Below are 25473 nucleotides of genomic sequence, written 5' to 3'. Positions count from 1 at the left end.
AATAATTTAAATAATCGAATCAGTACTTAATTAATGCGCTCAACATAAACATCATTAATCAAAATCAGAAAATAAAAGTTTATTAATTATGGCCAAAAATTTTAACAAAAAATCAAAAAAAAATAATAGATACAAGGGAAATAATACAAACAAGCCTCAGTATAAAACCAAGTCTTCTGAAACAAGTCAGGAAAAAAATATTAATGAACAGGTTAATGCAAAAATTGCTGACAAAAATTCCGATGATGAAGAAAAAAGAATCTCGAAAAGTGAAAAACTAAAAGAGTTTGGCACAAATCTTGGTAAACCAATATTAAGTTCGGTTGGCTCCTTTATTGAACTTGAACAAGCTATGAATAAAGTCGCTAGACAAGTTAAAGGGCTATATGACCTACAAGGAAAACCGACTAAACTATTTGACAGCATGAAAGAACAAATTCAATCACTAAGTCAACAAATACCAACTGCCAAAGGAGCATTAGATATTGCTGAACAGGTAGAATCCAATGCCAAATTAGGGCTAACTAAACAAAGCGATCCTATAAGCGAACAACATAAACAACTGCTAAACTTTACCAAAATCTCGGCAATTTCAGCCAATACATTTGGCTTACCGGCAAAAGAATTAGCCACAGATATGAGTGAAATTGCCAAATTATTTAATATTCCAATAGAAAATATTGAAAACTTATCCGACACCATTAATTACCTAAGTGATAACACCGATGCTAATGCAGCAGATATCATAAGTTCACTAAAAAGTATGGATGATATTGCTGATAAACTCGATTTCAAACAAGTTATGGCATTAAATTCAGCATTTTTAAACATGAATATAAAACCAGATGGTGCGATTGCCGCCACCAATGCTATCGTCAACAGTTTATCAAAAGCGACAACGCAATCGGAGCAATTCCAACAAACATTACAATCACTTGGATTTGATGCCACACAAATAGAAAAAAATATGTCAATCGATGCCATTGACACAATACAAAAAGTACTAACAACCATTAAACAACAGAATACAACCCAACAAACAGAAATCCTTAGTCAGTTATTTGGTAGCGAACAGGCGCAAAACACCGGCAAACTTACCAATAATTTGCCTTTACTCACCCAACAACAATCAGTAATTAATAACCCCAATGCCATGGGTTCTTTACAAATAAAAGCCGATATTGACAGTAAAAGTTTTGCGTCACAATTTGAAATATTAAAAGCCACACTAACTAATATCTCAAGTTCTATGGGTGGGTCCATGCAAGGACCAATAGTTAGTGCAATGCCATGGTTAACAGATCTCATGGCAAATACTCAGCAATGGGTAAATAACCACCCTACTTTTGTTGCTACCTTTATGGAAATTATTTCAATCACCTCCATGGCAAGTACCGCATTAGGTGCATTAGGAGAAATTCCAATTAAAACCTTAACCAGTGCATTTCAAGGTTTAGGCACCGTTATCACGACAGTTGGTCGAGCATTTTTACTTAACCCTATCGGCCTTGTCGTTATGGCTATTGCCGCGGCAGCACTAGTAATTCGAAAATTCTGGGAGCCAATCAGCGCATTCTTCACTGGTTTCTGGCAAGGACTCACCAATGAAATACAGCCAGTTATTGATGCTTTCTCATTCTTAGGTCCGATATTTACCGCTATAGGTGATGCAATAGGCGGCGTAATCAACTGGTTTAGTGAATTATTATCACCAATGAAATTAACAGATGAACAGTTTGAAAGTTGTAAATCGACCGGAGCATCTTTTGGTTCAGTTGTTGGTAGCATTCTAATGGCACCAATAAAACTATTTGAAAGTCTTGCAAAAATAGTCGGTGACACATGGGATCTTATCATGACACTACCTGACAAAATGGCTGAAATACCAAACAAAATAAAAGAACTTTTCACGGGTGAAAATGGACTACTAACCATGTTTGCTAAATTCGGTAGTGATATCATCGACGGACTTATAAATGGAATCAAAAATGCCTGGAACAGTTTAAAAGATAGCATATCAGATGTCGCTAGTAATATATGCGGTTGGTTCAAATCAAAACTAGGAATTAATTCACCATCGAAAATCTTTAAAGAATTTGGTGTTAACACTATTGAAGGCTATCAAATTGGGATTGATGGAACGCAAGATTTAGCTTTAGATTCAATGAGTAAATTTGCTGACAAAGTGACGACTACTGCGCCACAAATGCCATTTAATGGCATGAATAATAGCACAAATTCTATCGCCAATCCAGGTATGGGTAATATTCAAGGAGGAACCTCACAATATTATATTACCATTAATGCAGCACCAGGCATGAATGAACAAGAGTTAGTCAAAGTTATCACTCAAGAACTTGATCGTCGAGAACAACAACAATTATTTCAAATTAGAAGCAGTTTAAGGGATATCTACTAAAATGATGATGTGTTATGGCTTTTTTGTTTTCTGCTTAAAAACATTACCTTACAAAAATATGAGAATAAACAAAAGTTGGAACTGGGCAAGTAATAATAGAGTCAACAAACGCTCAGCATTACAGTTTACCGGACCTAATAACGAAACAATAAGTTTATCTGGTTCAGTATACAGCGAAATAACCCATGGCAGAGTCAGCCTTGAAGTCTTAGAACGCATGGCATATTTATCCATACCAATGCCACTAATTGAAGGTGACGGTGTTCCGCTTGGCTTTTTTGTATTAAATAGTGTTGAGAAAACCTATACCGAACTAAATCGTCATGGCTCACCACTAAAAATCGATTTCACGATAAACCTGACTAAAGTCGATATTCCTGACTTCTTTGGTGAAGGCGCAATCAAAGATATTATTGATATTATTATATAGGTATAACATGGCAAGTCCATTTTACAAAATTATCTTATTAGATGATAACAAGAAACAAGACATTACCAAAAAATTTGACAATCGTCTTATCTCAATGACTTATGTCGACAATAATGGCTTTCAAGCAGATACAATTAGCATAGTCATTGATGATTCCGATCAGAAAGTTAATTTACCCACTCGAGGTGCTAAATTGGAAATTACCCTTGGTTGGAAAGCTGATAACAAAAAAACCACGCTGGACGATCAAGAAGCGGTGATCTTTGATGCAAATATAAAAAATGTATTCACCATCAAGCAAGTTACCCATTCTGGTACACCAGATGTCATTACTATACAAGGAGATAGTGCTAATGAATTAGATAAAATCAACAATGAAGTTCTCGAAAAATCTTATCACGATCTCACCTTAGGCGATATAATCGCAATTATTGCTAAACGCAGAAATTTAAGTTATCGCTGTGATAAACTGTTAGGTTCCAAATATATCTCACATATTGACCAAACAAAAGAAACAGATAGTTCTTTTCTTACTCGCTTAGTTAATGATTATGGCGGAGGCGTAACGGTTAAAAATGATATCTTAATAGCATTTAATAAAGGCCAAGGGATAACTGTAAATGGCAAAAAAATCCCCCTAGCTAAAATCAAAAGACAGTCAGGAAATTCACACAGCTACACCATCATCGATAGTCAATATCAAGGTGTAAAAGCCTATTGGTATAGTTATAGACATCCCACCAAAAAACCGTACAAAATTATTTATAAACAACAGATTGAAAAAAGTAAAACTCACGTAGAGGGTGTTGATAAGAAAAAAGCCGAAAAAGAAGAAATGAAAGGTAAAATCAAAGAACTTAGATATGTTTATGCAAATGAAAAAAGTGCAATAGAAGCGGCTAAAAGTGAATTGAAAAAAATTGAACAAGGAATAGCACAATTTAAACTTAAACTAGCACTAGGTCGTCCCGATTTATTTACTGAAATGCCTGTTGAAGTGGATGGATTTAAACCAGAAATAAATTCAACCAAATGGACCATTGCTAAATGTTCACATTCATTAAATAAAAGTGGTGGATTCACAACTGAAGTAGAATTAGAGATTAAACCAGAGGAAGAAAGTTATGAAAATATATATAATTAAAGCCTTAAAAAAGTAATGAAATAATCTTAGCAAAATTAATCTATAGTTTGATGCCTATCAAATGATGACTCCCACAAAGAGTCATCACTCAATTAAAAAAACAACTTAAATTAATAATTAACCAAGTTATGGTTCAGCTAAACTTTACCGCCATTAAATAAAAACCCCAGTAAAATTGTATAAAAACAAAAATACAAAAAAACTAGACTTAAACTTAAATTAATGTAAAATTAATCTAAGCTTAATAAAAAGAGGTTTGTCACATGAAATGTCCACATTGCCGAAACAAAACATTTATACGATCTAGTGAAGAAATTAGTAACTTAACTCGCAAACAGTATTATCAATGCTCCAACATATATTGTGGGCATACATTTACTGCAATGCAATCAATATCTGAAACAATTGTACCAAGCGCAATTCCAGATCCAAAAGTCAACATTCCTATTTCGCCATATAGCCGACACGCCAAAAAAGCCTAAAACATCACCAGGTTGCATCTCATAGCAATCTGGCCCATCCTATTCCTAGCACTGCCTCTACTAACTACTAACTACTAACTACTAACTACTAACTACTAACTACTAACTACTAACTACTAACTACTAACTACTAACTACTAACTACTAACTACTAACTACTAACTACTAACTAGCAAGATTAAACCGTAAAATAAGCATAATATCAACCGCCATTTTATCGCCACAGCATAAAATAACTCGACAAACTAAACATTATAAAAGTAGGTAAACAATTGAATTTAAACAAATTTGATGGTGGCCCCTACTGGACTTGAACCAGTGACCAATCGATTATGAGTCGACTGCTCTGACCAACTGAGCTAAGGGGCCATGTTTTGATGTACTACTGACTTAGTAGGGTTGCGATTATAATAGAGTTAAAATTAATTTGCTACAATTAATTAATTAAATAGGTTGATTTGGTTAATTATTAAGCTGACATTTGTCATAATAGCATCATTTATAATAAGCGATATTTTTTAATCAATTATCCTGATACAATGTTTTATATTATCATTACTCATGTTCGTTTATTGGTTGAGGAAATATTATGTCTATCAAAAAAACTCTTTTTATTAGTGCTGCGCTGTCAATGACTTTATTTTTAAATGGTTGTAGTAATTCAGATTATCAAGCTACCTCGGCTGGTCGCCAAGTTCAATTTATTGATACTAAACCAGCAGAGACCTGTCAATTTATTGGTAAAGCTGAAGGTCGTCGCAGTACTTTCTTTTCTGGCTTAAAAACGCATAGTGAATTAATCCGTGATGCAGCAACTGATTTAATGAATAAGGCTGCAGCTATGGGTGGTAACGTAATTTATAATGCACAAGATGCATCTTTACAATATGTTTCTGATATTGCACCAACAGATGCTGTTATGGTTGGTGAAGTTTTCAGCTGTAAATAGCTAATCAGCAAATAAAAAAAGGGATATATTGATATCCCTTTTTAGTAAAATTTACCAAAATAATTAGCCATTTTGCTTTTCAAACTGTTGCATAAATTCAATAAGGTATTTGACACCTTCAATTTCCATTGCATTGTAAATTGATGCGCGCATTCCGCCTGCAATTCGGTGACCTTTAATGCCAATAATATTCGCTTGAGTAGCCTCACTAACAAACTTTTTATCGAGTTCTTCATTTGGCGATAAAAAGGTTACATTCATAATGGAACGATTGTTTACCGCTACAGTATTGCGGTAAAAATCAGACTGATCAATAAATTGATAAAGTAATTGTGCTTTTGCTTGATTTCGTTGTTGCATCGCACTTAAGCCACCTAAACTCTTAATCCATTTGAAGACTAAACCTGACATATACCAAGCAAAAGTTGGTGGAGTATTAAACATTGAATCATGATCTAATAATATTTTGTAATCAAGTACCGAAGGTAAGACTTTTTGCGCATAACCAATCAGATCTTCACGAACAATGACAATAGTAATTCCTGATGGGCCGATATTTTTCTGTGCACCGGCATAAATAATACCGTAACGCTTAACATCGATAGGTTGTGATAAAATACAAGAAGATAAATCTGCTACGACAGTTTTATCGGCAAAGTCAGGTTGTTCAAATATTTCAACGCCATCAATGGTTTCATTGGGACAATAATGAACATAAGCACTGTTATCGCTTAATTGCCATTCAGACATTGGTTTGATCGAGGTTATTCCTGCATTTTTGATAACGACATTTTTCTCAATTACATTACAATATTTTGCCGCTTCTTTCGCTGCACACTGACTCCAATAGCCACTATTGATGTAATCAGCGTGAGTATTATTAGCTAAAATATTTAATGGTACAGCAGCAAACTGAGCTCTAGCTCCACCTTGGCAAAATAAGATTTTATAATTTTCTGGTACATTTAAAAGATCACGAAGGTCATTAGTTGCTTCAATCGCACATGCATCAAATTCTTTACCTCGATGACTTAGTTCCATCACCGATGCACCGGTGTTTTGCCAATTTAATAATTCAGCTTGTACTTGCTTTAAAACATCCGCCGGTAGTTTGGCTGGGCCTGCACTAAAATTATAACTTTTACTCATTGCGATTCACTTTCATCCATCAAAAAATAGAAAATCTATTTTTACACTCTATGAACCAATATACAATCAGATTTTTAGCAAAAAATTTTGAGGAACGGGGTTTTTGAAGCATAAAAATACCGACAATAGTCGGCATTTGTCGCAAAGAAAATGAAATTTAGAGAGCTAGTTGCTGTTTAGCGTTTTCGATGGCGAATTTTACTTGTTGCGGTGATACGCCACCTTTTGCAGATCGTTTCGCTAAGCAAGATTCTAAAGATAATATAGAATAAACATCATCCTCAATGACTTGGCTGTATTGTTTTAATTCATCTATAGTTAGCTCTTCTAATGCTTTTTGTTTCGCAATCGCTCCTACTACCGCCTCACCAACAATATGGTGCGCTTGTCTAAATGGAATGCCTTTAGCCACAAGATAATCAGCAAGTTCTGTCGCATTAGAATAACCTTGTTTGGCAGCACTTTGACAATTTTGGTAATTGATTTTTATATCTTCAAGTACTAATACCGCCATATCTAAACACGCTTGCCAACTGTCAAGTGCATCAAATAAGTGCTCTTTATCTTCTTGTAGATCTTTATTATATGCCAGAGGTAATCCTTTAAATGTGACTAATGCTCCTGTTAATGCGCCAACCACTCGCCCTGCTTTACCGCGAATTAATTCCAATGCATCTGGATTTTTTTTCTGCGGCATTAATGAAGATCCTGAAGTAACGCGGTCAGATAATTCAACGAAGTCCGCTTCACCACTATTAAAAATAATTAAATCTTCAGCAAAACGTGATAAATGCACCATACCGATTGATGCATTATTGAGTAGTTCAAGCACATGATCCCTATCAGACACCGTATCCAAGCTATTATTGGTTGCAGTTGCGAAACCTAACCAGTTGGCTAACATATCACGATCCATAGGATAAGCTGTACCGGCTAAAGCACCACAGCCTAAAGGACTAACATCCAAGCGTTTTAGAGTATCTTGTAAACGACTTTCATCACGCGTTAACATTTCATAATACGCTAAACACCAATGCGCAAAAGTTATTGGTTGAGCACGTTGTAAGTGAGTATAACCAGGCATAACCGCATCTTGATGTTGTTCTGCAGTTAACACCAGTGTTTTACGTAATTGATTGATAGCAGAGATAAGATGAGCAATTTCATCTTTACACCATAATTTTAGATCGGTAGTTGACTGATCATTACGACTGCGACCTGTATGAAGTTTTTTACCTAAATCACCGACTTTTTCTATTAGTTTTTGTTCTACCCAACTATGAATATCTTCAGCGTCACTTTGTAAGATCTGCTGCGGATCTTGTCGTACCGAACTCAATAATTCATTTAACGCTTGTTCTAACTGTTGTTGTTCATCATGAGATAAAACGTTCACAGTGACCAATGCTTTCGACCATGCAATTGATCCAATGATATCTTGCTCTGCAAGCCGATAGTCAAAGCGCAGAGAATCATTAAAGTGTTTAAATCTTTGATCTGCTGCCTGGCTAAAACGCCCACCCCATAACGCCATAATCACCTCAAATGTTTTATTTCAAATCAATCTTAAACGATTAAAAATTTATCGTTTTTTTAATAATTTTAATGATAAGTTTATCTATAACTAACGATACTACCGAAAAATATATACAGACCTAAGTCTGTATATATTAGGTTTTATATCTAGCTAAAAAGTCTTAAAAATTACTTTTTAGTTTTAGTATTACTTTTTGATTTTGTGGTTTCTTTCGCTGCCGATTTAGCTTTTTTAGTCGGCTGATTTTTCTTACCTTCATTTAAAGCACGGATGCGTGAAGATAGAGAGAATAGACGAATAAAGCCACCGGCATGACTGTGATCGTAAACCTCATCTTCACCAAACGTTGCAAACTCTTCGCTATATAAGCTATTTGGTGATTTCTTCTGTACTGCGGTTGCATTACCTTTATAAAGTTTAACTACAACTTCACCAGTCATATCTTCTGCTAACACTTCTGCAGCGGCTTGAAGAGAACGACGATATGGTGCAAACCAGCGACCATCATAAACAACATAAGCCATTTCTAAACCAAGTTGTTCACGCCATTTGAAGCTATCACGATCTAAGATCAGTTGTTCTAAACCACGTAACGCAGTCATCATGATAGTTCCGCCAGGGGTTTCGTAACAACCACGCGATTTGATGCCGACTAAACGGTTTTCAATAATATCTACTCGACCTACACCATGTTTTGAACCAATTTTATTCAGCGTGGCTACACAGTTATATGGTGATAATATTTTTCCATTAACGGCAACAACTTCGCCTTTTTCAATACCAATAGTGACAAATTCTGCTTCATCTGGTGCATCTTCTGGTGATACAGTCCATGCCCAACAATCAGCATTGGCTTGATTCCAAGTGCTTTCTAACACTCCACCTTCGGTTGAAATATGCCATGCGTTTTCATCACGGCTGTAAATTTTTTCAACTGTTGCTGTAGTAGGAATTTTTCTCACTTTTAGATAGTCAATTAACGCTTCACGTGAACGTAAATCCCATTCACGCCATGGTGCAATAACTTTTAGTTGTGGTGCTAAAGCGGTATAAGTTGTTTCAAAACGGACTTGGTCATTACCTTTACCGGTCGCACCATGACAAAGGGTATCAGCACCAACTTCTAATGCATATTCAACTTGAGCTTTAGCGATGATTGGGCGAGCCATTGAAGTACCAAGATAATACGTTCCTTCATATAATGCGCCAGTTTTTAAAACAGGGTAAACATAGTCTTTAACAAACTCTTCGCGTAAATCAACAACTTTACATGCTACTGCGCCAGATGCTTTGGCCTTTTTTTCCACATCTTTTAGTTCTTTAGGATCTTGTCCAACGTTGGCGACTAAAGCATAAACTTCACAATCGCCATAATTCTCTTTTAACCAAGGAATAATAGCTGATGTATCTAAGCCACCCGAATAGGCTAAAACTACTTTTTTTGTTGCACTTTTTTTCATGTTATACCCTTTCATAATTTACTGACGAAAAAAATAAATGTTTTAAACACTAAGCCAAGTATATCTAACAATAAATATACTTGTTTAATATACTGACTGATTTATGTTTAAGCAATAATTCTTGTACCCGTTATACCTGATTTTCCATTAAATAATTCAATGAGTTTATCTGATTCTTTCCAGCTTGCGATATCTATTGGTCGGCCTAATGTTTTAGCCGCTTCAAAAGCAGAATTCACTTTTACGATCATTCCATCGGTAATAGTTCCTTGAGCAATTAGATGATCTGCCTCAGCTTGCGTTAACGATTCGATTAATTGTTTGTTTTCATCTAAAACACCAGATACATCAGATAGTAAAATTAAATCTGCATCTAAAGTTTTTGCCAAGGCAACAGCTGCGTGATCGGCATTGACATTCATCATCTTGCCTTCATCGGTAATCCCAATTGAACTAACAATAGGTAAATAACCATTAGTAAGGAGTAAATTGATTAAGGCAGGATCGCCTTGTTCGGCTTCACCTACATAACCTAACTCTTCAGAAATTTGCTTAACTTTAACGCTATCACCATCGGCTAAGCAGAGTCCAATACTGGCTATTTGTAATTTTTTAGCTTCTGACAAAATTGTGGTATTCGCACTACCGGCAAGGCTACCAACAATCACATCTATTTGATCTGCCGGTGTAACGCGTAAACCATTACGTCGAACGACCGGTAAGGAGAGTCGATCCATTAATGAATCAACCACACTACCACCACCATGAACAATAATTAAAGGACGTTTAAAATTTTTTTTGTATTCGCTAATAACAATAAATAATTTACTTAATGCATCTTTATTATCGAGTAATACACCGCCAAACTTAATAATCAATGGTTTCATTTTTATTTCCTATTCACTCTAATAAATGTTCACTGATATAAACTTGTCATCATTAACAAATTATTATCTATCTTTATAATAAGGCTGTTGTTTCATCAAAACCAAATCGAATATTCATACATTGAACTGCTTGCGCAGCTGCACCTTTTAATAAATTGTCTTCCACAGAGATTAAAATCAGATGTTGGCCTTTAAGCACAAAACCAATATCACAATAAGGTAAGCCAATTACCGATTTTAGGGCTGGCCATTGTTTTTGGTAAACTCTTACTAATGGCTTATCATCATAATATTTATTTAATGCGGTAAGAATATCTTCCTCACTCACCCCTTCTTTCACCTGACAGGTGATAGTGGCATGGATACCATCTTTAAAACAACCTAAATGAGGAGTAAAAATAACTTCCTGCCCTAAATGTGTCGCAATTTCAGGTTGATGACGATGAGTAAATATGCCATAAGCATGTAAGCTAACCTCACAAAATAGATTATTTGTGGAAGGTTTACGGCCTGCACCACTAACGCCACTCACAGCATTGATGACAGGCCATTGCCTTTTGTCTAGTAAATCTTCTTCAATTAACGGTTTTAGTGGTAGTTGCGATGCGGTTGGATAACAACCTGGTACAGCGATTAATTGCGCATTTTTTATCGCATCAAAATTCCATTCAGCTAAACCATAAACAGCTTTATCTAACCACTGTTGATGTTGATGTTCAAAACCATAAAATTGGGTATAAAACGAGGGAGAATTGACTCGAAAAGCACCCGATAAATCAAATACTGTACAACCATTTTCAAGAAAAAATGGTGCGATATCGTGACTAACAGAATGTTCAGTAGCTAAAAATACAATATCAATATCTTTAACAAGAGAAGAATAATCAGCCGTAGCAATTAAAGGTAAATCAACAACACCTTTCAATTGCGGGTATAAAAATCTATCAGAAATAAGTTTTCCTGCATCAAGGCTATTTTCTGATACCGTTAAAGCGACTAATTCAATATTTGGATGTTTTGTTAAATAGTAAGCTAATTTTGCACCTGCATAACCACTCGCCCCAACAATTATTGCTTTTAACATATCTTTCCTTATCTATCATTCAGATTTTTATGCAGTATAGTAGGCGATTTAAAGCAACAAAACAAGAGAAAATTGAATTTTTATTCACTTTTTGTGAATTTATTTTCAAAAAAGACAATTACTGCCACGATTTTAAACTTTAGCAGTGAGGTGAAAATGTCCTCCTCCTACACATTAGATCTGTAGGAGGAGGATTAATGATTATTTTAGATAGCTGGCAGATTTTAAGATTGCTATGAGTAGTTCCCAATAACGATAAACACTTTGAATATTAACTTTTTCATCAGGTGAATGAGGTGAAACAATTGTCGGGCCAATGGATATCATATCCATATCCGGATAAGACTGTTTAAATAGACCACATTCTAATCCAGCATGGATCACCATAATTTTTGCTTGTTTAGAGAAAATCTCTTGATATTTATCTTTAGCTAATTGTAAAAGACTAGAATTTAAATTAGGCTCCCAGCCCGAATAGCCACCACTAATTTCGTAATTGGCATTCACTAATTGGCTTAACGAGATTAATGTTGCAACGACTGCATCTTTCGCACTATCAACTTGAGAACGGATTAAGAAATTAACGTTCAGTTGATTATCGCTAATACTTACAATCCCCAGATTTAAAGATGTTTCAACAACACCATGAATTTGGCTACTCATACTCACCATACCATTTGGCGCAACATTTAATAAATTGACAATTTTACTTTGCTGTTCAACGGCGATGACTCGTTTAATATGATCACTATTAACCTCTTTTAAGGTTAATTCTATATTGGGTTCTACCTGTCCAAACTCATTTTGTAAAATAGATTTATATTGGTTAACAATCTGTTCTAGTTTTGGTAAATCTTGTTTATTTAAGGTTAATTCAGCAAATGCTTCTCGAGGTATTGCATTACGTAAAGAACCACCTCTTATGTCTGCTAATCGATATGAGATATCTTGTCCATATTCCGCTAAAAATCTTGCCAGTAATTTTATTGCATTACCGCGGCCAAGATGAATATCACAACCAGAATGACCACCTTTCAAACCTTTTAGCGAGAGTTGAATATAGCAATCATGTGTTTCTGGCATTACCGCATATGTGATGGCAAAACTGGTCGTAAAATCAACACCTCCAGCACAGCCAGTAAAAATTTCGCCTTCATCTTCTGAATCAGTATTGATCAAATAATGACTTTTCAACCAATTTGGTTGTAGACCGAAAGCGCCATGCATCCCCGTCTCTTCCGAAGTAGTAACTAATACTTCAAGAGGGCCATGTTCAACAGAAGGATCAATTAATACCGCCAAGGCTGATGCCAAACCTACTCCATTATCTGCACCTAATGTGGTTCCTTTAGCTTTGACCCAATCACCATCAACATAAGCTTGAATTGGATCAACAAGAAAATCATGCTGAGTACCTTCATTTTTTTGCGGAACCATATCCATATGAGCTTGCAAAGCAATTGATGGACAATCTTCCATACCTTTAGATGCAGCTTTACGCAGTAAAACATTACCGGCTTTATCTAGCTGACAGTCAATATGATGAGTGGTTGCAAAATCGACTATATATTTAGTTATCATTTGTTCATGATGTGAAGGATGGGGAATTTTACAAATATCATTAAAAATCTGCCAAACAAATTTTGGATTTAAGGTCGATAGCATATTTTATCCTCAATATTAGGTGGGTAACGAATTAATAAGTGGTTTTTTTTATCTAACCACTCTATAATAAGGTGCAATTTTACATCTATTTTTAGCCCATTAATATTAATTTATTAAATTCGTATATTCGATTAAAATTGCAGGTTACACATGTCAATAGAACAAACTTTAACAGAAGAAGAAATCAAAGCAAAAAAACAGCATAAAGCAGAACTTATCGCTGAGAAGAAAAAATTCAATGTCACTTGGGAAATGTTACAAGCTTATGGTCGTCAGCTTTCTGAGAGATTATTACCCGCCAATCAATGGAAAGGCATCATCGCTGTTAGTCGTGGTGGCTTAGTACCAGCAGCTATTCTAGCTCGTGAACTTAGTATTCGTTATGTCGATACAGTTTGTATTTCTAGCTATGATCATGATCATCAACGTGAAAAATTAATTTTAAAACAAGCAAACGGTGATGGCGAAGGCTTTATTGTTGTTGACGATTTAGTTGACACTGGTAGCACTGCACATACCATTCGTGAAATGTATCCTAAGGCTCACTTCGTCACTATTTTTGCTAAACCAGCTGGTAAACCATTAGTTGATGATTATGTTGTTGACATCGCACAAGATACATGGATTGAACAACCATGGGATACTGGTGTCATGTTTGTTAAACCAATCTGTGATAATAAATAATGATTCAATATAATTAGGTTGCTATGGTTATGACGGAAAACCTTTCTGAAAAGATATTCAAACCACAATATGACTACCCTGAAACATCGTCGCTAATCAATCGTCTTGATAGCAGCAATGGCAGCAGTATTAGTCCTCTTGATGGTGAAATTGATTCAAAATGGTATCGAATCATTAACCCTCTTTTATGGTATTGGCGCGGTCTTCCTAAGTTAGAAATCGAAGCGGTTTTATCAAGAATCGCTATTTCAACTAAGCGCCATACTAATGATAAATGGTTGGATTCAGTTATTGGTTATCAATCTGGCAACTGGATATATGAGTTTTTAAATCAAGCTGCAATGTGGCAAGCTAAAGCTGATAATGTTGCTCAATCTAATTTAACTGAAGAATCGAAAAATAGTTTATATCAGGATTATCTCATTGCCAGCGAATACGCCAGTATTGCCAGTTATCCTCATTTTAAGAATGATGAGCTAGCGATGTATGCTCAAACCTGTGCCTATCAATCGTATATGAAGGCACTTGAATATTCACCTTATTCAACCAAGCAGTTAGAGTTTAAAGTTGAAAATCGGGTTATTAAATCCATTTTGCATTTACCAAACAATAGTAATAGTGGAGTTTGTCCTGTTGTTTTAGTCTGCAATGGTTTAGGTAATTTACAAATTGATTATTATCGTTACTTTAGTGAATATCTTGCTCCACAAGGTTTTGCTATGTTAACTGTCGATTTACCAACCGTTGGATATAGTCGTAATTTTGTATTGAGCCAAAATAGTAGCCAAATTCATCAAGCAGTGATCGAACAACTATCATCGGTTCCATGGGTAGATAGCAATCGAGTAATTGTTGCTGGGTTCCGCTTTGGTTCACATATTGCAACACGGCTTGCTTATCTAATGCCTAATAAAATTAAAGGGTTATTTAATTTTACTCCATTTGTACACCAACTCTTTGTTGATAAGGCATTACAACAAAATCTACCTAATAGCTATAAAGATATGCTAGCCAGTCGTTTAGGTTTAACTTCTGTATCAAATCAAAAATTAGCAGCCGAATTGAATTATTTTTCTCTTAAGAATCAAGGATTATTAACCCATTCTTGCCCTATACCAGTTATGAATATTATCTTTGAAGATGATAAATTAAGTAATTTGAGTGAAGCGAAATTAATTCAATCAGCAAAACAAAGCAAAATTGTCACAATCCCCAAAACACCATTGCAAAAAGGTTTACAAAACGCCTTTGCTCAATCAGTTAAATGGATGGAGTCTATTTTGTAATAGCTAATTTAAATAAGAGTATTGTTATGAATAATAAAAAACAACAAACTGTCGTTGTTAAACTCGGTACCAGTGTTTTAACTGGAGGAACTAAACAGTTAGACCGTGCGAGAATAGTAGAACTGATTCGACAATGTTCTTATTTACATCAAACTGGTCATAAAATTATTATCGTGACTTCGGGTGCTATTGCTGCTGGTCGAGAATACCTCAACTATCCTAACCTACCCAATACTGTTGCCACAAAACAATTACTTGCTTCAGTCGGTCAAAGTAAATTAATTCAACTTTGGGAACAGCTGTTTTCGATATATAAAATTTATATTGGACAAATGCTATTAACTCGCGCAGATCTAGAAGATCGTGAACGCTTTTTAAATGCTCAAGATGTATTAAAAGCGATGCTAGAGAATAATATTGTCCCAGTGATTAATGAAAATGATGCTGTCGCTACTGCTGAAATTAAAGTTGGTGATAACGATAATTTATCAGCACTTGCCGCAATTTTAGCTGAAGCAGATAAATTGATATTACTTACCGATATCGAAGGTTTATATACCGCCGATCCAAGAAGCGATAGCAATGCACAATTGATAAAAGAAGTGACTCAGATTAATGATGATCTGCGCAGTATCGCAGGTGATAGTGTTTCAGGTTTAGGGACCGGTGGCATGAGTACCAAAATTCAAGCTGCCGAAGTAGCCGGGAGTGCTGGCATAGAAGTAATTATAGCTGCAGGAAATAAAGCCAATGTGATTGTTGATGCAGTCAATAATCAATCGGTTGGTACCCGTTTTTTACCGCAAAAAACCCCATTAGAACATCGTAAACATTGGCTATATGGCGCACCAAACGTAGGCAAAGTGATACTTGATGATGGTGCGATTAATGCTATTTTAAATAATGGTAGTTCGTTATTACCAAAAGGCATTATCGCAGTCGAAAAAGATTTTTCACGTGGTGAAGTCATTAATATTTGTGATAAATCTGGTAAACAAATAGCTCGAGGAGTCAGCCGTTATAATAGTGATGCATTACGACAAATAGCTGGACATCATTCACAAGAAATTAGCCAAATAATTGGCTATGAATATGGTCCTGTTGCCGTACACCGAGATGATATGCTGATTAAATAATAGATTTAGAATAGAGACATTCGGCCTAATCGTTACAAAAACTTACTCTATAGCGTTGTGTTCAGTATAATCTTTTATTAATAGTAATAATGCCTACAATCAGGCTTTTGACTATGCAAAAGCCAACATCAGATAAGGTCATTATTGGCATGTTTATATTTTTCATAATACAAAATGATTTATAATAAAACTAGACAAGTTTTTATTACATTAAAAATAGCTTTTAGAAAAATCGAGCAAACTGCTCCTTTAGAAAATAAAATCGATACAATAGTAAATCAAATGGGTTTAGAGGAATTATTTTAGTAAAATTAGAAATGCATAGTTAAATTACAAAAATATATTGATGATTTAATATATAACATAGCGTTCTGGATAGATTACCTATCTTATCGATAAATAAAAAAACAGATGAATAAGATAAAAGGCTTATAAAATTGAGTATTGAAGTTAATAGCTATCACGAAAAATGGCAAAAAGATGAGCAGGATTTAGTCTTTTATAGACGTAAATATATTGAACCCCTTATAATAATTTTACTTACCTGCTTTATAGCATTCTTTATATTCTCTCACATAATCGAAATCCCTTTTCAACTCGGTCTCATTTTATTATTAATGATTGTTTTTTTGTTACTGCAATGGGCTGAAAAATATATCATTTTGGGTAAAACATTTATTAGTATTAGGAATAGTCAGTTTACCGTTGCGGATCTTATCCTATTTACCCTGTTTTTTATTGTTTATGTCTTTTTAAAAAGAAAAGATAAAAATAAAATGACCTGTATCCTATTTAAGAATATTATTAATATCTCAGAAAAAAATCCTAATACCATGATAATAAAATATAAGGCAAACGATATTATTGAGGATTATGTTATCGACCTAAATATGATGTTGGAGTCAGAAAAGCAGTTATATTTAGAAAAAATGCAATCTATTAAAAAACTCTGTGGACAAAATCAATAAAGGTTAAGCAATGATAAACGAAATGGGTAAAGCAGCCAAACTTGCTTCATATCAATTAGCACAATGCACAACAAAAATTAAAAATCAGGCTTTATCTCATATCGCCGATTTATTAGAACTAAATGCTAATAAGATTCTTGATGCTAATCAGAAAGATATGGCTATGGCAAAAGAACAAGGATTGACTGAGGCAATACTCGATCGTCTGTTATTAACTTCCGAACGATTATCATCTATTGCTAATGATGTTAGAAATGTTGTTTCTTTAACCGATCCAATTGGCCAAGTTATTGATGGTTCGACATTAGCAAGCGGATTAAAGTTACAACGTCACAGAGTTCCATTAGGTGTGATTGGCGTTATCTATGAAGCTCGTCCAAATGTGACTATTGATATTGCGGCTCTCTGCTTAAAAACCGGCAATGCAGCGATACTACGTGGTGGTAAAGAGACGGTTAATACCAATGCCGCTATTATAGCTATCATTCAGCAAGCTTTAAAACAAGTCGGTCTACCTGAAACAGCAATTCAATCTATCGATAATCCTGATCGCAAATATGTCACTGAATTACTTAAACTTGATAAATATGTTGATATGATTATTCCTCGAGGTGGCGCAGCATTACACAAACTTTGTCGAGAACATTCAACCATACCTGTTATTACTGGTGGTATTGGTGTTTGCCATATTTTTGTCGATGAAAGTGCTGATTTTGATAAAGCGCTATCAATAATACTTAATGCAAAAACTCAGCGACCAAGTACCTGTAATACTGTTGAAACATTACTTGTTCATACTGAAATTGCCAATACTTTTTTACCAAAACTTAGTCAAATCATGGCCGATAATCAGGTGATATTGTATGCTGATCCCGATGCTTATAAAATTTTGAATGCTGGAGTGGCAAATGTTTTTGCCGTTGAGGATGATGAACTAAGACAAGAGTGGCTTTCCAAAGATCTGAATATTGTTATTGTTGATTCATTGGAATTGGCGGTGGAACATATTCGCGAATATGGTAGTGGTCATTCAGAAGCCATTTTAACGCGTAGCCTTGTAAATGCAGAACAATTCGTTAAGTTAGTCGATGCTGCTGCAGTTTATGTTAATGCATCAACCCGATTCACCGATGGTGCACAATTCGGTTTAGGTGCTGAAGTTGCAGTTAGTACGCAAAAATTACATGCCAGAGGACCAATGGGCCTTGAAGCGTTAACGACGTATAAATGGATTGGTTATGGCGAAGATTTAATTCGTCAGTAATGATAATAACTAACTGTTCATAAACCTGAACAGTTAGTTATATAGTTATATAGTTATATAGTTATATAGTTATATAAGTTAAATAGATTAATCAAAATTACGCATTAAAAGCGCATAATTTAAATCAATATCTTCGGCGATTGGAATATAAACAATGTGACCATCACCAAGTCCTGCCGGAACCGGTTGACCTTTTTTATTTTCCATTCGTTCAATAATAAAGGTCGTATTACCTTTAGGGGTCATCATTTCAACACTATCCCCTACTGAAAATTTATTTTTGACAATAATTTCAGCTAAGCCATTTAGACGTTGACCACTAAACTCACCAACAAATTGTTGTCTATCAGATACAGAATGACTATGCACATAGTTTTGCATATCTTCATGTTTATGGCGACGTAAAAAGCCTTCGGTATATCCTCGATGAGCTAAAGAATCAAGTTCCGCCAATAAGCGTGGATCAAATGGTTTACCTTCACTGGCGGCATCAATAGCTTGACGATAGACTTGCGCAGTTCGAGCACAGTAATAAAACGATTTGGTTCGACCTTCAATTTTTAATGAATGTACGCCAATCTTTGTCAGATCTTCGACTAATTCAACTGCTCTTAAATCTTTTGAATTCATGATATAAGTACCATGTTCATCTTCAAAAGCTTGCATATATTCGCCAGGACGACCAGATTCTTCTAACATAAAGACCTGATTGGTTATTGTACCAACACCTAATGTTGGTTCAACTTGTTGTACAGGAATCGGCTCGCATTTATGGACTATTTGCCCTACTTCGTCCTCTTTGCCCTCAGATACTTTATATTCCCAACGACAAGCATTAGTACAAGTACCTTGATTTGAGTCACGTTTATTAATATAACCAGATAATAAGCAGCGTCCTGAATAGGCCATACATAGCGCACCATGAATAAAAACCTCAAGTTCCATTTCTGGTACTTTTTCACGGATCTCTTTAATTTCATCCAGAGATAATTCTCGAGATAGCACCACCCGAGTTAATCCCATTTTGTGCCAAAATTTTACCGTTGCCCAGTTAACCGCATTTGATTGTACGGATAAATGAATTTCCATTTCCGGAAAATGTTCACGAACCAACATGATTAAACCAGGATCAGACATGATAAACGCATCGGGTTTCATGTTAACAATTGGTTCTAAATCACGAATAAAGGTTTTTAATTTTGAATTATGAGGGGCAATATTAACTACCACATAAAACTTTTTACCTTGAGCATGGGCTTCGTTGATACCAATAGCGAGATTTTCGTGATTAAATTCATTATTGCGCACTCGCAAACTGTAGCGTGGTTGCCCGGCATAAACTGCATCAGCACCATAAGCAAATGCGTAACGCATATTTTTAAGAGAACCAGCTGGTGAAAGTAATTCTGGTTTTGGATATAACATTGTCATTAAAAAATGCCTCTGATTTCAAGTCAGTATTACCTTATAAGGTAATAGGTTAAGCAAAATAGGATGGGCATTTTACGCTTTAGCTATCAGATTGGCAAATTTATTGTAACCATAATAAGGAACAACAATATCTCAATTATAAATAAGGAATAATAATCTGTTGAATAAGGCGTTATTTCGTAAGTTTAAATAAAACTTGTGAAATATTTCTTTTTTAAAGATCCGATGAAAACATAAACAAAATTATACAGACAAATCCGCTAAATTTGTGATTAATATCACATAAAACTATTATAACGCCCAATATTTTTTAGCTTTTATTGCTCACATTTGTGCAAAACCACATAGCCTAGCAAACAAATTCAATAATAAAATTAGAACAATATTTTTTGATAGTCATAAAAAGCAATGAGGAAAATTTAAATGACTGAATTCATAAGTTGGTATGGAGCGATAATAGGACTTTTTCTTGCTATTTTTTTAATTCTACGCGGAATAAATCCAGTTTATTCGTTATTTTTTGGTGCGATAATAGGTGCATTTATTGGAGGTGCAAATCTAGTACAAACTATTTCGATTTTAACTACCGGTACACAAAGTATAATGGGAACCGTAATCAGAGTATTAGCCGCAGGGATTTTAGCTGGCGTGATGATGGAATCAGGCGCAGCTGAAACAATCGCACAAGCTGTTGTAAAAAAATTAGGTGAAAAAAAGGCATTACTCGCTTTAGCACTAGCCACCGGTATTATTACTGCATCAGGCGTATTTATTCCGGTTGCTGTATTAATTGTTGCGCCAATTGCTTTATCTGTTGGTAATAAAATGGGGATTTCTCGATTAGCATTATTATTAGCGCTTTCTGGTGGTGGTAAAGCTGGCAATATTATTTCCCCTAACCCTAATACTATTGCGGTTGCAAATGGGTTCAATTTAAGTCTAAGTGATGTAATGATAGCTGGTTTTATCCCTGCACTATTTGGTTTAATTGCAACTGTTGTAATTGCTTCATTAATCAAAAATAAAGGCGATAAAGTAACTATTGAAGAAGTCGTTGCTTTGCAAAAAAATGATGCAGAACAAAAAAATAACAATCCTTCTCTCAGTAAAGCAATCGTTGCACCTGTAACTGCTATTTTGCTATTAATGATCAACCCTATAGGTAATATTTTTCATATTGAAGCATTAGCTAATTTAAAGATAGATGCGCTATATGTACTTCCCGTTGCAGGAATCATCGGTATGTTAGCAATGGGGCAACATCGTAACATTGCTATGTATACTAAATCCGGGATTGAAAAAATGACACCAACCGTACTCATCCTTGTCGGTGCAGGGGCTATTGCTGGTTTAATTGGTTCATCAAACTTAGCTACTCAAGTTATCAATATTATTGATTATATGGGCATCTCAGGTTATTACTTATCACCAATTTCCGGTGTATTAATGGCAGCGGCCACCGCGTCAACCTCTACTGGCGTTATTTTAGCAACTGGGACTTTTGGTTCAACCATTACAGACATAGGAATACCGGCTATTAGTGCAGCTGTAATGATGCATACAGGTGCAACTGTTATTGATTCATTACCACAAGGGAACTACTTCCATGTCACTGGTGGTAGTATGAATATGACAATTAAACAACGTATGAAATTGATCCCATATGAAGCTATGGTTGGTGGCACTATGACACTCGTTGCCACAATTTTCTATCAATTTATTATGTAATATTAAGAGTAATTTTTATGAAACAAAAAACATTTGTACTTGCTCCTGACTCGTTTAAGGAAAGCTTAACCGCAAAAGAGGTATGTCAGGCAATCGAATCTGGATTAAAAAAAGTTTTTCCTGATGCTAAATATATTCATGTACCGATGGCTGATGGTGGTGAAGGCACAACACAATCATTAGTCGACGCAACTAATGGAACATTACATACATGTGAAGTCACAGGTCCTCTTGGTAACAAAGTCACTGCCTATTATGGCATTCTAGGTGATAACACTACTGCGGTCATTGAAATGGCCTCAGCAAGCGGTATCCATCTTGTACCCAAAGAACAACGAAATCCATTGATTACCACAACATTTGGTACGGGCGAGTTAATCCTTGCCAGCTTAAAACATGGTATTAAAAAAATCATTTTAGGTATTGGTGGTAGCGCCACAAATGATGGTGGCGCAGGAATGGCACAAGCCTTAGGAGTGAAGTTTTATGATAAAAATAATCAGATAATTGCTAAAGGAGGCGGCGCATTAGAGCATTTAGCTAGAATTGATATATCTGAAGTCAATCCTCAATTAGATAAAGTTGAATTTATCGTTGCTAGTGACGTCACTAACCCTCTATGTGGAGAAAAAGGAGCTTCAAGAGTATTTGGGCCTCAAAAAGGGGCTACATCTGAAATGATTAAACAATTGGATGATAACTTACAGCATTATGCATCCATTATAAAATCTCAGCTAAATAAAGATGTCGCAACTATTCCAGGTGCTGGTGCCGCTGGTGGATTAGGTGCCGGATTAATGGCGTTTACCAATAGTAAAATGGAAAAAGGCATCGATATTGTTATCAAGTATAGTAATTTAGAAAATCAATTAATCGGCGCAGATTTTTGTTTTACTGGTGAAGGTGGGATTGATTTTCAAACCAAATTCGGTAAAACACCTTATGGTGTTGCCCAAACGGCCCAAAAACACAATATTCCAGTTATTGCATTAGCCGGAATGATTGGCGAAAACATCGAGGAACTTTATCCAGAAGGTATTAACGCCATTTTCGGTATTATCCCTTCGATATCTAAAATTGAGGATCTATTGGCTGATGGGTTTAAAAATATTGAACGAACCAGTGAAAATATTGGTCGCTTAATTAATATAGCTCAAATTTAACATTTCTAGACAACTAAAAATATGGGGAAATAAAAGATTATTCTTTATTCCCCAATCATGAAATCTTACGAATAAAGTATAAGCTCTGTAGTTTGCTATAATTAAAAAATTTTAACAGGTTTCAAAAAAATCATAGTAATAAAATTATTATCAATGCGATATAAATTATTACTTGATTATAATAAAAAGGTTTATTGCTATGAAAGTTCAAAGTATCTCTCCAATACTTGCTCAATCGATTGTTGATAAAACCATGCGCATTATCAATTGTAATGTCAATATAATGAATAATCGGGGAGAAATTATCGGTAGTGGTGATTTAGAACGAATTGGCGAATTACATGAAGGTGCTGTATTAGCCATATCACAAGGCAGAGTAGTGACAATTGACAGTCCAACTGCAAAAAAACTTAAAGGAGTTAAACCGGGTGTTAATTTTCCATTAAAACTTAAAGAAGAAATTGTTGGTGTGATTGGAGTAACGGGTGAACCAACTAAAATTATCCAATTTGCTGAATTAGTGAGTATGACGGCTGAGATGATGATGGAACAAGCATTATTACTCAATCAACTCTCTCAAGATAATCGTTTAAAAGAAGAGTTTATATTATCGATAATTCAATCAGACAAAACTGTCTCCAATATAACTGAATGGAGTCGAAAATTAAACATTGATTTATCTTTATCCTATGTAACTGTCATTATTGAAATCGAAAGTGGCCAACTTGGAATTCAAACTGCAATGAGTGAATTACAACAAATTCAAAATGAACTCGAAACATTAACAAAACTAGTAGCGATAAAATCACTAACCGAAATTGTTATATTACTTCCTGCTTTAAATAAATTTAATCGATGGGATTTAACAGAACATAAAACAAAATTAGAAAAGTTAGTTAGTCAGGCAAAACTGCTCAGTCAATTTAAAATAAAAATATCTTTAGGAAATTATTTTCATCAAGGTAACGATACCATAGCAAGATCTTATCAAACAGCCAAAACCGCCTTAGAAATCGGCAAAAAAAGATTTCCACATTGTCGTAATTATTATTATCAAGATCTCATATTACCTGTTTTATTAGATGGTTTAAATAAAGATTGGCAAGCTGAAGAGTTACTTTCACCGTTAAATAAATTAAAAGCGTCTGATTCAAACGGCTTATTACAAAATACTCTCGAAACTTGGTTTATCCATAACTTACAGAACAATAATACGGCAAAAGCCCTCTTCATACATCGCAATACATTAGAATATCGATTAAACAATATAACCAAACTAACTGGATTAGATTTGTCAAAATTTGACGATCGAGTACTGCTTTATATTGCATTACAACTCGATAAATAACCTTATATACCACTCCCAAAAAATCACTTCGATTGATCATCAGAACTAATCAATGGGAGATATTCTTGCCAACGATATTCCCTTATCGGCATTGGATTAGCATTGTCAAAATATAAAACTAATGCAGGTTTGATACCGTTCCAATTATCGACAAACTCATAGCGAACCAGATAGCCTTGTGAGATCAGTTTTTTGACTTTGGCGTGATAATTAAAATAAGCCATATTTTATCTTATCCTGTTTTTTGATAAACACTATAAATGGACATAATTCAATAAATAACAATACTAAATGATGAGTTATTATTTGATTGTTTAATTAAATAACGATTTAATAAATAACACTAAAAATTGAAAACATTTTTACAATTACAAAAAATGCCTGAACTACAAATGGATTTTAATGATGATATTCAGATTTAAGGTTACTAAAGAATGGTTATTTTGATTCATCTTTTAACATCTCTAAACAGTCTTTACTATCTATAGTAAAAGAAAATAAATGTTTACCATTTTCTTTTTTATACATGTATTTAAAAATCTCCCCTTTAGATATTGCTTTTTTTGTACTTTCTTCAGTGCAAAGAAGGTTTCTTACAGTTAAAAAAAGTTTATTTTTAACGAAATCCATTTCTGAATCTTTAATATTAACATTAAAAATTGTCATTTTATAAACTATTGTATTTTTATATGCGGTAGTTGAATCTAAAATGGTGAACTGATCTAATTGATATGGGGTATTTTTATTTATTTCTTTTGACATGGTAAATAACAGTTTTTCAATATTTTTATCAAATAGGCCAAATTGATTCATAAAAAAGAAAACTGCTACTGCAGCAATAATAAATGATAACCAATATCGAAGTTTTTCTACCGTCATAATAATACTCAATTCGCTATAATTATCATTAACTATATCATATAAAAAATAATTTTCTCTATTGATTTGGTACTTTATTCGAGGAAGTATTGTGGGTAACTTATTGTTTTTTATGGAGGCGCGTCCCGGAGTCGAACCGAGGTAGACGGATTTGCAATCCGCAGCATGGCCACTCTGCCAACGCGCCGATGAGGTCTATCTGAATAGGTGGCAAATATTAGCATTGGCTTACCTTATCGTCAAGTTTTAATAGGTTATAAATACAGCAGTCGCATAGAATATTTAAAATGTCCTAATTATCGGACATAAATAAAAACAATAATCTTAATTTACATAGCTTTTTTACCCTTAAAATCAAAAAAATTTTAAGGAACAGGCTT

The 25473-nt window shown here is 34.6% G+C and carries 21 protein-coding genes, 2 tRNA genes and 1 pseudogene; 13 read left to right on the top strand and 11 right to left on the bottom strand.

Going from position 1 to position 25473, the window contains the following annotated elements:
- The first annotated feature begins 88 nt into the window (after positions 1-88).
- From AC5LWZ_RS06415 to AC5LWZ_RS06400, 4 genes are all read left to right on the top strand, one after another.
- Positions 89-2419 (top strand): phage tail tape measure protein, encoded by a 2331-nt coding sequence (locus tag AC5LWZ_RS06415; protein WP_493463281.1) that lies wholly within the window; start codon positions 89-91, stop codon positions 2417-2419.
- Position 2420: 1 nt separating this feature from the next.
- Positions 2421-2849, top strand: a complete 429-nt coding sequence (locus AC5LWZ_RS06410; protein ID WP_065651214.1) for a phage tail protein — start codon at positions 2421-2423, stop codon at positions 2847-2849.
- Positions 2850-2856: 7 nt separating this feature from the next.
- The gene (locus tag AC5LWZ_RS06405; RefSeq protein ID WP_493463280.1) at positions 2857-3993 is read left to right on the top strand and encodes a contractile injection system protein, VgrG/Pvc8 family; all 1137 of its coding nucleotides are present in this window, start codon (positions 2857-2859) and stop codon (positions 3991-3993) included.
- 263 nt (positions 3994-4256) lie between these two features.
- On the top strand, positions 4257-4475 hold the full coding sequence (locus AC5LWZ_RS06400; protein WP_082205083.1) for an Ogr/Delta-like zinc finger protein: 219 nt from the start codon (positions 4257-4259) through the stop codon (positions 4473-4475).
- A 292-nt stretch (positions 4476-4767) separates the two neighbouring features.
- Here AC5LWZ_RS06400 and AC5LWZ_RS06395 read toward each other — a convergent pair.
- A tRNA-Ile gene (locus tag AC5LWZ_RS06395) sits at positions 4768-4844 on the bottom strand.
- Positions 4845-5064: 220 nt separating this feature from the next.
- Here AC5LWZ_RS06395 and AC5LWZ_RS06390 point away from each other — a divergent pair.
- On the top strand, positions 5065-5424 hold the full coding sequence (locus tag AC5LWZ_RS06390; RefSeq protein WP_493463279.1) for a DUF4156 domain-containing protein: 360 nt from the start codon (positions 5065-5067) through the stop codon (positions 5422-5424).
- A gap of 63 nt (positions 5425-5487) precedes the next feature.
- On the opposite strand, the gene serC is transcribed toward AC5LWZ_RS06390, so the two are convergent.
- The 6 genes and pseudogenes from serC to AC5LWZ_RS06360 all read right to left on the bottom strand — a co-directional run bounded on the left by serC (position 5488) and on the right by AC5LWZ_RS06360 (position 13206).
- Positions 5488-6573: a 3-phosphoserine/phosphohydroxythreonine transaminase gene (gene serC / locus AC5LWZ_RS06385; RefSeq protein WP_198199744.1), complete on the bottom strand. Its 1086-nt coding sequence runs from the start codon at positions 6571-6573 to the stop codon at positions 5488-5490.
- A gap of 157 nt (positions 6574-6730) precedes the next feature.
- On the bottom strand, positions 6731-8107 hold the full coding sequence (gene argH / locus AC5LWZ_RS06380; protein ID WP_110447948.1) for an argininosuccinate lyase: 1377 nt from the start codon (positions 8105-8107) through the stop codon (positions 6731-6733).
- 251 nt (positions 8108-8358) lie between these two features.
- A pseudogene (locus AC5LWZ_RS06375) lies at positions 8359-9570 on the bottom strand (argininosuccinate synthase); the annotation flags it as partial.
- Between the two features lie 107 nt (positions 9571-9677).
- Positions 9678-10457, bottom strand: a complete 780-nt coding sequence (argB, locus tag AC5LWZ_RS06370) for an acetylglutamate kinase (RefSeq protein ID WP_493463278.1) — start codon at positions 10455-10457, stop codon at positions 9678-9680.
- Positions 10458-10530: 73 nt separating this feature from the next.
- Entirely contained in the window at positions 10531-11541 is a 1011-nt protein-coding gene (gene argC / locus AC5LWZ_RS06365; protein ID WP_065612898.1) for an N-acetyl-gamma-glutamyl-phosphate reductase, read from the bottom strand.
- A gap of 201 nt (positions 11542-11742) precedes the next feature.
- A complete protein-coding gene (locus AC5LWZ_RS06360; RefSeq protein ID WP_493463277.1) occupies positions 11743-13206 on the bottom strand; it encodes an aminoacyl-histidine dipeptidase in 1464 nt (487 codons plus the stop codon).
- A 252-nt stretch (positions 13207-13458) separates the two neighbouring features.
- Here AC5LWZ_RS06360 and gpt point away from each other — a divergent pair, with 252 nt between their 5' ends.
- From gpt to proA, 5 genes are all read left to right on the top strand, one after another.
- Complete coding sequence (gene gpt / locus AC5LWZ_RS06355) at positions 13459-13890, top strand: xanthine phosphoribosyltransferase (RefSeq protein ID WP_232350129.1); 432 nt, start codon at positions 13459-13461, stop codon at positions 13888-13890.
- A gap of 29 nt (positions 13891-13919) precedes the next feature.
- Positions 13920-15176, top strand: coding sequence for an esterase FrsA (gene frsA / locus AC5LWZ_RS06350; protein ID WP_181414667.1), 1257 nt, complete (start codon positions 13920-13922; stop codon positions 15174-15176).
- A gap of 26 nt (positions 15177-15202) precedes the next feature.
- Positions 15203-16312: a glutamate 5-kinase gene (proB, locus tag AC5LWZ_RS06345; protein ID WP_198221483.1), complete on the top strand. Its 1110-nt coding sequence runs from the start codon at positions 15203-15205 to the stop codon at positions 16310-16312.
- Between the two features lie 437 nt (positions 16313-16749).
- Complete coding sequence (locus AC5LWZ_RS06340; RefSeq protein WP_493463276.1) at positions 16750-17280, top strand: hypothetical protein; 531 nt, start codon at positions 16750-16752, stop codon at positions 17278-17280.
- Between the two features lie 10 nt (positions 17281-17290).
- A complete protein-coding gene (proA, locus tag AC5LWZ_RS06335) occupies positions 17291-18544 on the top strand; it encodes a glutamate-5-semialdehyde dehydrogenase (RefSeq protein ID WP_493463275.1) in 1254 nt (417 codons plus the stop codon).
- Positions 18545-18631: 87 nt separating this feature from the next.
- Here proA and trhP read toward each other — a convergent pair whose 3' ends face one another.
- On the bottom strand, positions 18632-19969 hold the full coding sequence (trhP, locus tag AC5LWZ_RS06330; protein WP_493464180.1) for a prephenate-dependent tRNA uridine(34) hydroxylase TrhP: 1338 nt from the start codon (positions 19967-19969) through the stop codon (positions 18632-18634).
- A 429-nt stretch (positions 19970-20398) separates the two neighbouring features.
- On the opposite strand from trhP, the gene AC5LWZ_RS06325 reads away from it, so the two are divergent.
- The 3 genes from AC5LWZ_RS06325 (at position 20399) to AC5LWZ_RS06315 (ending at position 24214) form a co-directional block, all read left to right on the top strand.
- Positions 20399-21703: a GntP family permease gene (locus AC5LWZ_RS06325; protein WP_110447956.1), complete on the top strand. Its 1305-nt coding sequence runs from the start codon at positions 20399-20401 to the stop codon at positions 21701-21703.
- Between the two features lie 17 nt (positions 21704-21720).
- Positions 21721-22866: a glycerate kinase family protein gene (locus AC5LWZ_RS06320; RefSeq protein ID WP_198247151.1), complete on the top strand. Its 1146-nt coding sequence runs from the start codon at positions 21721-21723 to the stop codon at positions 22864-22866.
- A 199-nt stretch (positions 22867-23065) separates the two neighbouring features.
- On the top strand, positions 23066-24214 hold the full coding sequence (locus tag AC5LWZ_RS06315) for a sugar diacid recognition domain-containing protein (RefSeq protein WP_110447958.1): 1149 nt from the start codon (positions 23066-23068) through the stop codon (positions 24212-24214).
- A 23-nt stretch (positions 24215-24237) separates the two neighbouring features.
- On the opposite strand, the gene AC5LWZ_RS06310 is transcribed toward AC5LWZ_RS06315, so the two are convergent.
- From AC5LWZ_RS06310 to AC5LWZ_RS06300, 3 genes are all read right to left on the bottom strand, one after another.
- Positions 24238-24438, bottom strand: a complete 201-nt coding sequence (locus AC5LWZ_RS06310) for a thermostable hemolysin delta-VPH (RefSeq protein ID WP_493457268.1) — start codon at positions 24436-24438, stop codon at positions 24238-24240.
- Between the two features lie 214 nt (positions 24439-24652).
- Positions 24653-25093, bottom strand: a complete 441-nt coding sequence (locus AC5LWZ_RS06305) for a hypothetical protein (RefSeq protein WP_493463274.1) — start codon at positions 25091-25093, stop codon at positions 24653-24655.
- Positions 25094-25206: 113 nt separating this feature from the next.
- Positions 25207-25280: transfer RNA gene (locus tag AC5LWZ_RS06300), tRNA-Cys, on the bottom strand.
- Positions 25281-25473: the final 193 nt, after the last annotated feature.

Source organism: Gilliamella sp. LMG 34362 (genome assembly GCF_984569125.1).
Note: the sequence above shows the minus strand (reverse complement) of the source record. Positions and strands in the feature narration are given on the sequence as shown.

What these genes read in the sequence shown, in the direction of transcription:
- AC5LWZ_RS06325 (WP_110447956.1), top strand. Translation starts at nt 20,399, where the DNA reads ATGACTGAATTCATAAGTTGGTATGGAGCGATAATAGGACTTTTTCTT.
- frsA (WP_181414667.1), top strand. Translation starts at nt 13,920, where the DNA reads ATGACGGAAAACCTTTCTGAAAAGATATTCAAACCACAATATGACTAC.
- AC5LWZ_RS06320 (WP_198247151.1), top strand. Translation starts at nt 21,721, where the DNA reads ATGAAACAAAAAACATTTGTACTTGCTCCTGACTCGTTTAAGGAAAGC.
- argC (WP_065612898.1), bottom strand. Translation starts at nt 11,541, where the DNA reads ATGTTAAAAGCAATAATTGTTGGGGCGAGTGGTTATGCAGGTGCAAAA.
- AC5LWZ_RS06400 (WP_082205083.1), top strand. Translation starts at nt 4,257, where the DNA reads ATGAAATGTCCACATTGCCGAAACAAAACATTTATACGATCTAGTGAA.
- AC5LWZ_RS06305 (WP_493463274.1), bottom strand. Translation starts at nt 25,093, where the DNA reads ATGACGGTAGAAAAACTTCGATATTGGTTATCATTTATTATTGCTGCA.
- gpt (WP_232350129.1), top strand. Translation starts at nt 13,459, where the DNA reads ATGTTACAAGCTTATGGTCGTCAGCTTTCTGAGAGATTATTACCCGCC.
- trhP (WP_493464180.1), bottom strand. Translation starts at nt 19,969, where the DNA reads ATGTTATATCCAAAACCAGAATTACTTTCACCAGCTGGTTCTCTTAAA.
- AC5LWZ_RS06315 (WP_110447958.1), top strand. Translation starts at nt 23,066, where the DNA reads ATGAAAGTTCAAAGTATCTCTCCAATACTTGCTCAATCGATTGTTGAT.
- argH (WP_110447948.1), bottom strand. Translation starts at nt 8,107, where the DNA reads ATGGCGTTATGGGGTGGGCGTTTTAGCCAGGCAGCAGATCAAAGATTT.
- AC5LWZ_RS06405 (WP_493463280.1), top strand. Translation starts at nt 2,857, where the DNA reads ATGGCAAGTCCATTTTACAAAATTATCTTATTAGATGATAACAAGAAA.
- AC5LWZ_RS06310 (WP_493457268.1), bottom strand. Translation starts at nt 24,438, where the DNA reads ATGGCTTATTTTAATTATCACGCCAAAGTCAAAAAACTGATCTCACAA.
- serC (WP_198199744.1), bottom strand. Translation starts at nt 6,573, where the DNA reads ATGAGTAAAAGTTATAATTTTAGTGCAGGCCCAGCCAAACTACCGGCG.
- argB (WP_493463278.1), bottom strand. Translation starts at nt 10,457, where the DNA reads ATGAAACCATTGATTATTAAGTTTGGCGGTGTATTACTCGATAATAAA.
- proA (WP_493463275.1), top strand. Translation starts at nt 17,291, where the DNA reads ATGATAAACGAAATGGGTAAAGCAGCCAAACTTGCTTCATATCAATTA.
- AC5LWZ_RS06415 (WP_493463281.1), top strand. Translation starts at nt 89, where the DNA reads ATGGCCAAAAATTTTAACAAAAAATCAAAAAAAAATAATAGATACAAG.
- AC5LWZ_RS06360 (WP_493463277.1), bottom strand. Translation starts at nt 13,206, where the DNA reads ATGCTATCGACCTTAAATCCAAAATTTGTTTGGCAGATTTTTAATGAT.
- AC5LWZ_RS06410 (WP_065651214.1), top strand. Translation starts at nt 2,421, where the DNA reads ATGATGATGTGTTATGGCTTTTTTGTTTTCTGCTTAAAAACATTACCT.
- proB (WP_198221483.1), top strand. Translation starts at nt 15,203, where the DNA reads ATGAATAATAAAAAACAACAAACTGTCGTTGTTAAACTCGGTACCAGT.
- AC5LWZ_RS06390 (WP_493463279.1), top strand. Translation starts at nt 5,065, where the DNA reads ATGTCTATCAAAAAAACTCTTTTTATTAGTGCTGCGCTGTCAATGACT.